At 58.0% G+C, this 10308-nt stretch carries 12 protein-coding genes and 3 pseudogenes; 2 read left to right on the top strand and 13 right to left on the bottom strand.

Annotation, left to right across the window (positions count from 1 at the left end):
- On the bottom strand, window positions 1-269 hold a 269-nt coding region (locus tag K359_RS60230; protein ID WP_029082167.1), incomplete at its 3' end, for a transposase.
- 253 nt (window positions 270-522) lie between these two features.
- On the opposite strand from K359_RS60230, the pseudogene K359_RS55715 reads away from it, so the two are divergent.
- Window positions 523-713, top strand: a pseudogene (locus tag K359_RS55715) (IS3 family transposase); the annotation flags it as partial.
- A gap of 710 nt (window positions 714-1423) precedes the next feature.
- On the opposite strand, the gene K359_RS0144580 reads toward K359_RS55715, so the two are convergent.
- From K359_RS0144580 to K359_RS65265, 4 genes are all read right to left on the bottom strand, one after another.
- A complete protein-coding gene (locus tag K359_RS0144580; protein ID WP_224496607.1) occupies window positions 1424-1741 on the bottom strand; it encodes a hypothetical protein in 318 nt (105 codons plus the stop codon).
- Window positions 1742-2264: 523 nt separating this feature from the next.
- Window positions 2265-2642, bottom strand: a complete 378-nt coding sequence (locus K359_RS0144575) for a hypothetical protein (protein ID WP_029084862.1) — start codon at window positions 2640-2642, stop codon at window positions 2265-2267.
- Window positions 2643-2911: 269 nt separating this feature from the next.
- Window positions 2912-3124 carry a hypothetical protein gene (locus K359_RS0144570; protein WP_029084861.1) on the bottom strand — a complete coding sequence of 71 codons (213 nt, stop codon included), beginning with the start codon at window positions 3122-3124 and terminating at the stop codon, window positions 2912-2914.
- Window positions 3125-3621: 497 nt separating this feature from the next.
- Window positions 3622-3774 (bottom strand): hypothetical protein, encoded by a 153-nt coding sequence (locus K359_RS65265; RefSeq protein WP_224497162.1) that lies wholly within the window; start codon window positions 3772-3774, stop codon window positions 3622-3624.
- Window positions 3775-3804: 30 nt separating this feature from the next.
- Between K359_RS65265 and K359_RS55705 the strand changes: the two are divergent.
- Window positions 3805-4308, top strand: a pseudogene (locus K359_RS55705) (IS66 family transposase zinc-finger binding domain-containing protein); the annotation flags it as partial.
- A 273-nt stretch (window positions 4309-4581) separates the two neighbouring features.
- On the opposite strand, the gene K359_RS55700 reads toward K359_RS55705, so the two are convergent.
- The 8 genes and pseudogenes from K359_RS55700 to K359_RS0144520 form a co-directional block, all read right to left on the bottom strand.
- Window positions 4582-5088, bottom strand: coding sequence for an avidin/streptavidin family protein (locus K359_RS55700; RefSeq protein WP_035978291.1), 507 nt, complete (start codon window positions 5086-5088; stop codon window positions 4582-4584).
- 357 nt (window positions 5089-5445) lie between these two features.
- The gene (locus tag K359_RS55695) at window positions 5446-5955 is read right to left on the bottom strand and encodes a hypothetical protein (protein ID WP_063619001.1); all 510 of its coding nucleotides are present in this window, start codon (window positions 5953-5955) and stop codon (window positions 5446-5448) included.
- A 225-nt stretch (window positions 5956-6180) separates the two neighbouring features.
- Window positions 6181-6876 (bottom strand): glycosyltransferase family 2 protein, encoded by a 696-nt coding sequence (locus tag K359_RS0144545; RefSeq protein ID WP_029084859.1) that lies wholly within the window; start codon window positions 6874-6876, stop codon window positions 6181-6183.
- A complete protein-coding gene (locus tag K359_RS65260; RefSeq protein ID WP_029084858.1) occupies window positions 6873-7139 on the bottom strand; it encodes a hypothetical protein in 267 nt (88 codons plus the stop codon). Before K359_RS65260 ends, K359_RS0144545 begins: the two co-directional genes overlap by 4 nt.
- A complete protein-coding gene (locus K359_RS0144535; RefSeq protein WP_029084857.1) occupies window positions 7139-7657 on the bottom strand; it encodes an HlyD family efflux transporter periplasmic adaptor subunit in 519 nt (172 codons plus the stop codon). The genes K359_RS65260 and K359_RS0144535 overlap by 1 nt, the downstream gene beginning before the upstream one ends.
- 28 nt (window positions 7658-7685) lie before the next feature.
- Window positions 7686-8261 (bottom strand): hypothetical protein, encoded by a 576-nt coding sequence (locus K359_RS0144530; RefSeq protein WP_029084856.1) that lies wholly within the window; start codon window positions 8259-8261, stop codon window positions 7686-7688.
- Between the two features lie 1076 nt (window positions 8262-9337).
- A pseudogene (locus K359_RS60220) lies at window positions 9338-9576 on the bottom strand (IS5/IS1182 family transposase); the annotation flags it as partial.
- Window positions 9577-10070: 494 nt separating this feature from the next.
- Window positions 10071-10308 (bottom strand): transposase domain-containing protein (locus tag K359_RS0144520; RefSeq protein WP_029080729.1); only part of this gene is annotated, 238 nt, incomplete at its 5' end.

Raw genomic sequence — 10308 nt, 5'->3', positions numbered from 1 at the left:
GTCGTCAATGGCGCTTCGGCCACATCCCGCGGCGGCACAGACGGCCCAATCTCGACCGGCACCAACGGCGCTACACTCGTTTCACCGTGCTTGCAAAGCTCTTTGCGCCACCTGAACAGCTGGCTCACATGAAGGCCGGCCATGCGAGCCACCTCGGAAACAGTGGCTCCGGGCTCGAACGATGCTGCAACTAGCCGTTCCTTCTCATCCTGTGACCACCGACGCCGCCGCTCGACCGATGTGATCACCTCTGCCCGCGAAATCGTCATAGCGCTTCTCCTAGGATTACCCCTAGGACCTGCAGCGCTCGCGTCCGTCAAACAAGGCGGCCCTCAATGGAGGGATACCCTCTTCTGCCGGTTTGGGGATGTGTAGTGCTCGGCTTCGGCGAGAGTCAGATGGCCCAGTGCGACCATGATCTCGTGAGCGGTCGCGCCAGGGAAGCGAAACCATCACTGTGCAGGTAGGACGCGACCAGCGACCGATTGATCGCGCTGCGTCCTTCCTTATCGACGGCCGTTGTTGGAGAGCTTCTTCTCGCTCAAGACCGAACGCACCGCCACAAGATCTACCGTACCAGAGACGAGGCACGCGCCGATGTGTTCGACTACATCGAACGATTTTACAACTCGACCCGCAGGCACTCGACCATCGGCTACCTCAGCCAGGTTGAGTTCGAGCGCAAGGTGGGATTCGCCAGTAGAAGACAGTGACTATTTGAAATGACCTTCAGGTGCATCTCGGCAAAGATCCGACAGCGAGAGCCTCGCGTGTAAGATAAGTAGCCGCCAATCCATTCCAGGATCTCGCAACACGATACCAGTGCTCTTTTCGGGTTGGCAACAGTTGAAGCTTTCTTTGTGCCTTGCGCGCAGCCGCAAGCTTTCCGTCGCGCTTAGCTTGTTCCAGATTCTTTCGCTCTAGTTCTTCGGTCCGTTTCCATCCAACCCCTCTGATTTTGCCCTCGGCAAAGTAGTCGAAGGCGAGCCGGAAGGTGAGAGCACGACCTGCGGCGGCCCTTGGATCCAACTCTGGTTCGGTCAACCAACGCTGAAGGGTGTCGAGCCCTCCGGCCCGCCAAGCGTGAGAACGTCACTCTTCCTAAAGATAAATCAAGAGTGTCACGTATGCAGCGACCTCAAGTTGCGTGTCTAAGTCTTGTAATTCCAGCCAGCGGCTGATTGCTTCTAAAGAAGACATGGCTTTAGCTCTGCTTCCTCGCAGTCGCGCTTAGAATCCTCGCGACTGGCAAAAGGTGGGGTTGACCGCGATTCGGCTCAGAGAACGCTGCGCTGGTCAACTACAAGAATCTCCAGGTGACGGAAATCAAACCTGGCGAAGCTATCCTTCCTTCCAGACGATCGATTCCATGAAACCTGCATCGTGGAACCTATAGGCTTATGACCGATTTTGGTGTGTTTTTTCAATCGAACTTATAGGACGCCTGAAAGAACGTACCCCAGCGTTCCATGCTGTACTTCGCAAGTACGGTCGGTTCACCGCAGCCGCTGCACAAAGGGTTGCTTCGCCTGTTGGTCCCCATCGCCCAGTAGCGGCCACCGACGCCGACGCTGAAGTTCCTGGTGACGAAGTAGGACAAGACGCCTTCAACTTGGACGCCTCGGCTCCCATTGCCCCGTTGTTCATCAAACATGGTCTCGTCGCGCAAGAGATGATTGTCACGCCCCTTGAAATCGGTCCACGGCAGGTACGCGACGTCAGCATTCAGACGGGTCAGCAAGATCGCCGACAACCTGGTGGATGTCGTCGCACACCGGGCATTCATAGGTGCGGATTTGAAGACCCCAGCGGCCGGGCGTGATGCGTGCCAGCGACATTGCGGTTAGACATGCCGGGCATAGTCGCCCGAAATGGTAGGCCATGGTTGCGCGCCTTAACTCAGGCGGGAGCACGATACTCTCGGTCACCGATTATTGCCGTTGATGGTGCGGTGATTGGGCAAGGCTCGCATGTCCGGTCGCCGACTTGCTGGTCAAAAGAAAACATATTGGCAAAGGTTAATGACGGCTGCCAACCAGCAGAACGGATGGCGTCCTAATGGAAATTGATGGGACAGAACGTCCAATACTGGGAACATCGGCTAAGCCTTGGTTTCTGTTTGCTTAATCCAAAACAGGCCACTCACAAACTCAAATTAGGTACTTGCAATGGGGCGGGAATGAGGGCCTGCAGATAGCTCTGGGTGCGCCACAGTTGTGAACCCTCGCAAGGGTTATGGAATACTAGCGCCGTCCGAGATTGGGTCATTGTCCAAAGCTACCGAGCTCATAGCAAGCCCAAGCCCAAGACCTAGCGCCGGGAACAACTCGGCTCGCGGCTGCTGCCATACCGGCAACCTTGCAGTCTGACATCGTCGCCATGTAGCCCTCAAGGATCGTTATTTTACTATCCTCCTGCTGCACGTAGGCAACGACGCCTAATACGCCCGATAAGCCTCGTTGTAGGGTAGTGTCGTGGCAGACATAGGACGCGGAATAGCCGGGCTTCACGGTTGCGGCCTTGATCGCTAACTCACCAATCCTCCGACACTCATCTAAGGTCTCTGATGGTCGAGCAGTGATGTTGATGGTGGCCAGAATGCTAAGATGCGTCGAGGCGACAATGTTGATGAGCGGTGGCATGCCGGCTGACTTCGAAGTCATTACTGCGTAATTCCGTTGAGCGCATCAAGCCATCGAAGATTAATGGGGCTGGCCATTGCGCCGGCCTTTCATTTTGGCTGATTTCTCCGCCTTCGTTTCTGGTCCGATCACTTGTGCCTTGTCTGTCGGTCCGGACGTACAGCCGCAATGCTGTGCAAGCCGCATTAACGACAGGTACGGCCGCGTCTGCGATGAGAATACTATAACTTCGAGAATACTATAACTTCGAGCGGCTGCTGGATTCATACTCATGAACGCTTCTCCTCATCGGCCGCGTCGCAAATGATCGTAAGCAGCCTAAAGAGCGTAAGCGGAGGTATGCGCATGAGTTCTGTACTCGTCATCGCGAACTCGTCAGGGCCTCCGCGCTCGCGGATGGTCTCGCGAAGTGCGGCGAGCTTGTTAGGATCGGCAGAACGAATAGCAGCCTCGAAGGCTGGTATGAATTTGAGCCTGTCCATTTCAACAGCCTCCTAAGCGTTCGTGAACGCTGGCCCACGAAGTGACCTTTCGTTTTGGCGGAGGCCTAGTCACTTAGAGCTTCGCGATGCGGCAAGCAACTCGCGTGCCAGACAAGTCACCATGCAAGAGAGAGAGGAGGAAGAGCACCCAGCACTATGAAAAAGCGCGGGCGGCTGCTGACGACCGCCCGCGCGAAGTTGCGGTATGAGGGCTTGGCCCTCACGAGGTCAATCAACAAGCGACCAAGCCATGCATGGCAAAACGGTCACGCCTGCAAAACAGAGCGCTTTCACACCTCGTGCACCCTAGCTACCGGAACGATGTGGCGGCTTGCGGACTGCAATGTCATGAACCGGACGCGGCCGAACGAGATGAAACGTGCAGCGCTTAGTGGCGCCGGGGTCGCGTGATGCGGGTCGATCGCGTCATCGTGTATGGCTATCAGCGCCGGGCTCCAAGCCGAGCCTTCGCAACTTCTCCTCTGCGAGAGGGCAGTTTAGCATTGCGGGCTTTGCGCCGCAGTTTGCAATATGGTCATCCTCGCCGCTTCTGACGGGTCGGCCACTGCAACCGCGTAAGTTATGTGCTTGAATTCCTCATCGTCGGCGCCTTCCTTGAAGACGGCGACGGTCACTATCCAACCGTCCATGTTGCCGCGCTCCCGAAGCCATCGCCTGTGGAGCGGTTGCGTCTGGAGCGGTTGCAGCGCTACGCGCCTAGGAGCGAAGCTCAAGGACCGTATCGTCAATGAAGCCGAGCAGACCGCCGCTAAGGACGGCGCGGAAGACGGCGATGTTAGCCGGCGGGGATTCCGGATACAGGGTTGCCTGAGGGCGAGAAGCCCGAGCCGAAGAAGCGCGACCGCAAGCCGCTGCCGGCCGATCTGCCGCGCCAGCGCATCGAACATGACCTGCCCGAGGACCAAAAGGCCTGTCCGTGCTGCCGGAGCCGGATGCATCGGATGGGCGAGAACGTCGCCGAGCAGCTGCGCATCGAGGTGAAGGCGACGGTGCTGCGGCATGTGCGGTTCAAGTATGCGCGCCGCCACTGCGAGCGGACCGCACTGAATAGCCCGATGGTGACTGTGCCGATGCCGGCGCAGCCCTTGCCCGGCAGCGTCGCCACGCCTTCAACGCTGGCGCTCGTGCTCGCCAACAAGTACGTCGACGGCACGCCGCTATATTGACTGGCAGACGCGCTGGCGCGCGCCAATGTCAGCATCAGGCGCGGCGGGAGGGAGATGGCGTATTCTGAAATGCGATCAGACGGAGGCAAGCGAGCCGATAGAACCGTAGTGTGGGCCCCTCCAAGCCGAGCGCCCGGAATTGATGGACGAGCGCCAGTACCATCATAGATGAAGAAAGTCTCACGCGCGGGCCTATGCACGTGCGCGAGACTGCTTGGCTCGAGCCGCAAATAGTGGCCGCTCGCCTACGTCGACTTGGCAAGCTGGCCATCATTTGCGCTTCTTCGTATTTGAGAGCTTCTCTCCCGCGTCGCCTTTCGCCGCAGTTGCATCAGCAGACACCAATTTTGACTTGTCGCCGCTACCGAACGTGAAAGTGTCGGCGCCTGCGCTGATGCCATTCCATGCCACCGCCTCGGCGAGTGAAAGCAACCAAAGCCCTTGAAATCCCGATGCCGCATTAACCTGTCCTGTCCAAACAGTGGTTGAGCTGCAACCTTCGAAGTTGACAGCAAAGCTTATCGCCGTTCCGTTGTGGTTCTGGACGAGCCAGCCTGTCATCGCCTGAGGCACGCCTTCGTCGCAGCTATTGGTTGCGTTGTTCGTATAGGTGCCGGAAATCGCGCCGGTGCTCCGGTCGTAGCTGCTGACCGCCAGGGTTGAGCCGTACTGGTTGCTCCATGTCCAAATGGGTTGCGCCTCTGCCGCTGTCGCCAGTATCAACCCGAGGCAGGCAGACGCGATCCACTCGATTAATTTCCAATTTGCTAGACGCATTGTAGACTCCATTTACTGGTAACTCCACAGCCTTCTGGCCGTCGTCGTATGGTAGGGCTGCGCCGATGGTCCAATACGCGCTCTCGCTGGGACTCAATATCTCACAGCCCCCAGCGCCACCCCAGCGGTAGTTCACGCGGATCAAACCGATATCAAAGTCCTGACCAATACGCGCGGTCCCTGCAAAAGCGCCTGCTGGACCGCCCACAAGCCCGGTTGAAAAGAAGAAGTCCGCATCCCGATGAGCCGTGAACAAGTGATCGTACTCAACGCCAATTGACCAGTTCCGAGCGAAGTCGAATTCAAGGCCCGTGCCTACGGCGCCGCCCCACCGGGGCTCGCTGCCGTTATCGACGTTCATCCCCGTTGTGAAATCGAAGACCCGGTACTTGTCGCGGACGACCGGAGCGCCACTTTCACATAGAGCAGCATGTTATTCCAAGTGTAGCCAACCTGGCCCGTGAACAGGCCGAAGGCATCGATCTTGGTGCCATCCTGGACGCCGACGAAAGCGAGATTGGAGTTGGAGCCGCTGAGATTGGGCCAGTTACCCTGCGCCTCCAGGTCAAACACCGAGTTGGCTATTTGCCGGCCGTAGCCGATTTGGCCACCGAACGTGCCACCGGTTGCATTGTGGCAACCCATGCCACGAGGTGGAGCGAAGACCAAGCCGGCGGCGTTGGCTACGTCCCAGCACTGATGCGCGGTGCTACCGCCGCCATTGATGCCGATGTAGAAGCCGGTCCAATCAAAGATCGGAATCACTATCGGAGAAGCTTTGGCGTAAGGCCGCGCGGCTAGATCTGCGGAGGCGGCAGGAGCGGTCAACGCGATCAGGGCTACCGTGCCGAGCAAGACGTTCTTCATGCGAAACGACTCCGCGATCGTTCATCGGGCACGCGTACCATAGCTACATCCTCTCGATCAATAACCAAGCTCAATAGTTGACTAAGGGCGCAAGACATCCAGCAGCATGCTGAGCGGCGTTTGATTTGGGAATGCCTACAGAGCTTGTAGGAGCCTCGCGGTGCGGTTTTGCTGATACTGAACTAACGGCGGCATATCGAACCAGCTCAACGCAAACGGCGAGGGTCATGATGAAAATGGCTGTTTGGAGTGCGATCGGCTTCTTTGCGGTAGGCCGCCGTCGCCCGACGTATTGAAGACGAAATCGGAGTTAAGCGACACGATTAGGCCGCCGATTGTCAATCCGAGCAGGATTAGGAATGGTCGCATCAACGTCCATTGAATAACGACTTTGGCGCGGTTGCCACCCTTGGCCGTCACCGAGAAGTTATGCGATCCCCTGGTCAGCAGCCCCAGAGCAGCAGCCCGACTGATCGGCCAGGCCGCCATCAGCTGAGCCGTGTCGTTGAGAAGCGGGACAAACAGTCCTTTCGACAGCCAGTTCAAAGATACCAGGACCACCAGGTAATACGGCACGTAAAATTTGATAATGTCGACCAGCGACGCGTTCACGATCGTGATCCCGCACCACCAGTACAACAGTGGGCAAATCAGGCTGGCAAGCCGGAAGGGAAAGGTGGTGAGCCAATAGAGTAGTGAGTCGATGATGCCGATTCGATGCATCAGCCCGAGGCGGTGCAAGCCAAATGGGCTGTATGAGTTGCGGACAATCTGCATTAGGCCGAGGCACCACCGGCCACGCTGGACGATATACTCTTGCAATCCCTCGGGAGCCAAGCCTTCAGTCAGCGGCTCGTTAAGGTACACGGTTTGCCAGCCGTTTTCCGCGAGCTTGAGCGTGAGCAGGAAGTCCTCGGTCACGCTTTGTATCGGAATCCAACCGATAGAGCTTCGAGCATGGCGAATCCCCAACTGAAGAGCGCATCCGCAGTCCAGTCGAGCGGCGCCAGAGTTTCGGTGATGCGCCAGATCACATAGCGCCACGAGAGTATGGCGGCCGCCCCAAGGAGAAGTGCGCGCCAATACCATTTCATCGGATTGAGCAAAGGGAGGACAGTAAGGCGGAGCCCGATTACCAAAGCGGCGCCTGCGAAGGCAGCAAGGAGTGGAGACAGCAGAAGCATCAGAGTCCGTACCGCGTAATAAACCGGCGAAATTGTGCGATGGGACCGCCCGTGAAGATGACGCGACCAGTACGCCCGATCGCGCAGCTGAGATCTGGCTCTGCCGCGAGGTCGGGAACAGTCACGGTGACGTCAAAGCGCTGGAGATGCTGCGCACTTGGACCCACAGCAAGGTTGGCGTACAGCGAGCTTGCACCGGATCCGCCGAGGCGGGTTATGGTTCCATCGAAAATCCGATCATCCCCAAACAACCGAAACTGGACCGCCGCCCCCACGGAAAGACTGTCGTACAGAGACTCGGCGACGCCGGCGGCGACGATCAGCGTATTGCAGTCGACGATCTTGACAAGATCCTGGCCACGCCGCGCGTATTGGCCGTCGCCTACCAGTATGTCCCAGACTAGGCCCGAGATGCCGGCACTGAGCGTGGCGAAGGTCAAACTATTGACACGAAGACGCTCGGCGTCGATCTGCCGGTCGAGCTGGGCGATGCGCGCCTTCAGCTGCTCTTTGTCCACAGTCAGCTCGGCCAGCCGTTGCTCGAGTTCACGGATACGTTGGGTCGAGGAGGGAGCAGCATTGTAGGACTCCCCGATGAAGACGTTCGCGAGCGGACGCGAGTTCGGTCTCCGAGTAATTTACTCGCTGCCGCGCACTCTCGAGTTCTTGCTGGGCGACGTCGTAAGTTGCGCGAGCGCGATCCAGATTGGCCGCTGTCTGTACGCCACGCGTGTTTAGTTCGTTCGCGCGCTGGAACTCTGCATCCGCCTGACGGAGGCGCGCAGCCGCAGCGTCTTGAGTTGCTTTCGTTTCGGCAATTCGGGGCTGGCCAGCAAGGCGCTTGAGCTCGATCCGTTGGTCTTCGCGATCGCGATCAAGCTCAAGAAGCCTGGCGGTATCGAAACGCTGGTCGTATATTTCAGCTATAAGCCCGCCGGGGCTAACGCGCGCGCCCATGTTTTTTATGGCGAGCGTCACCCTTCCTTCGATCGGGGCACGAACGATGTTGAGCCTAGCATTGAGCGTAGCATCCGCCGATGTCCCAGCAAAGTGCTCGCCGATAACAACGTATAGTCCCACAGTCAGCAGGGCGAAACCGACGACGACGCGTACGAGTCTCATAGGCGACTTGCAAGTTCATTACCAATGGGAAGGTGGCTCCACTGAGCGGCATTTGCTACGCTAGCGTTCTCAAGAGGGCGCTACGGAGACTCGTTTTTCTTTAGGCCTCTGCCAAACCATCCTCTGCTGCTTGTTTCGGGTTGGAACGCCGGGTGCCACTCGAACCGATTTTGACATCGGCAATGAAGCGGCCGCATTGCATCGAACGATAGTTTTACAAGCTCGACCCGTTCGGGCGCCATCTATCAGACTAGCAGGCTGGTAAAGAACAGTTTCGTGATCTCAACGGCCGGAGGATCCGTCTCATCAGAACTGGCGAGGGTGACAAATTCGTTCTTGCAGTTCCAGCAGCGCCAAAGATATTGGACCTGCGCACCTGTGCGCTCATGCCACTCAAGGTGGACCAATGCAGAACCACATCGAGAGCATTTATCGGAATGTGCCATCGAGATCGACGCCATGTGAAAGCTCGTGTATTTGCGCAGCGAGGCCATGGGTAAAACGACCATATCGTAAGCCGCCGCTCCTCGAGCGCCTGCGTTGGATGAGACCTCCCCTTCAAGCCTCATGCCAACTGCGAGAGCTTGATCATAAAAGGCCCAACTGCTTGAGGGAGAGTACCAAAACCGACAAGCATGTCTGAAATCGGACGTCGGCGTAGTTGGTCGACCGTTCTTTGATAGTGGATGGGGTGTCAACCCCGATAGACAAAAGTGATCCGGTGCCGGGTTCATGGTTCTTTCCGCGGACGTCTCTATGCCGGAGCGCACATGATTGCGTTCTTTCTGCGAAGGACGGCAAAAAGAATCCCGGCATTGGTCCATGCGGCTTCGCAGTCGGTACGTGTTTTGAGCAAGAAACTTATGCAAAGCCGCTCGATGGGAGACGAGGTGATGCCTCGTAAAGTTCGCCTGCCTCGTCTGGACCTCGACGCGCGACGCCTGCTAAGCTGCTCGGTAGTGCCGGAGCTTGGCTCAAGCGGAGCCATCGCGAGATGGCTGTATCGAGCGTATGCCATGACTTCTTCGTACTTGCAATCTCAAAACGTGCTTGCATCGTTTCTTTCGAGCCGATCTTTAAGGAGTTGGATTGAGCTGAGCTGGACAGTTGAGCATGCGCCAAAGCGAGACCAGCAACAGGCGCAAAGTTCTCCAACCCAAGCGAGGATGCGTCGGAAGTTGGGGCCGGCGGCAGAGAGGGCGACGTTGGCTGCGGCCCCGGTGCGGCCTTTGAGGTAACACCGGCCGAGGTGTCCTTCGGTTCTGAGGTGTCCTATGATAGGCTCAATGGCGGAGCGGCGGCGCAGCTCCCGCTTGCCACTCTCAGGCCTGGAATCGCAGAAGGCCTCGAGGAAGATCCAGATCCATGCATCGACCAGCAAGGAGCCTTCCTCCGAAGTGACTGTCAAAGATTACGCAGCCCCTTGGCGATCGCTTGGCCAACCTCTCGCTTAGCCTGATGACCATGAATTATCAAGAAGAACCAACCAATTGGCATGCCGACCTCACGGTCGATGGGCTTCGACGCGGTCCATCAGGATACGGACCGACGCGTCGCCAGCGATGAGCCTCTCTTCCGGCAAATGCAGCGGGCGCGGCACGAACCCGATCTCGAGCGTACCTTTATCGTCATAGTCGTAGATGTTGAACGCCCAGTGCGCGTAGATCCGCTAGGCCGAAGCACTTGCCCGCCCGCCCAAGCATTCGATAGAGCCAACCGGCGATTACCTTCGTACGCATACGACGAGGACCGCGTGATGGACGCATGCGCGCGGGTACGGCGAGCTCTATGATGGCGTTTGCGTGAAGGTCAGGCGGCCTGCTGATCGGCGGGCTTGTCGGCTTGGCGCAGGAGCTTCCATTCCCAGGGCAGCAATTCGTGCAGACGCGATGCGGGAAGATCGGCGATACGGGCGAGGACGTCGGCGAGCCAGGCTTTCGGATCGACGTCGTTGAGACGACAGGTCGTGATCATCGTCAGCATGATGGCGGCACGGTCGGCACCACGCTGGCTGCCGGCGAAGGTCCAGTTGCGCCTTCCCAAGGCG

Origin of the sequence: Bradyrhizobium sp. th-b2 (assembly GCF_000426785.1) — a bacterium.
Classification (GTDB): Bacteria; Pseudomonadota; Alphaproteobacteria; order Rhizobiales; family Xanthobacteraceae; genus Bradyrhizobium; species Bradyrhizobium septentrionale.
This window is presented reverse-complemented; position numbering and strand designations above follow the sequence as displayed.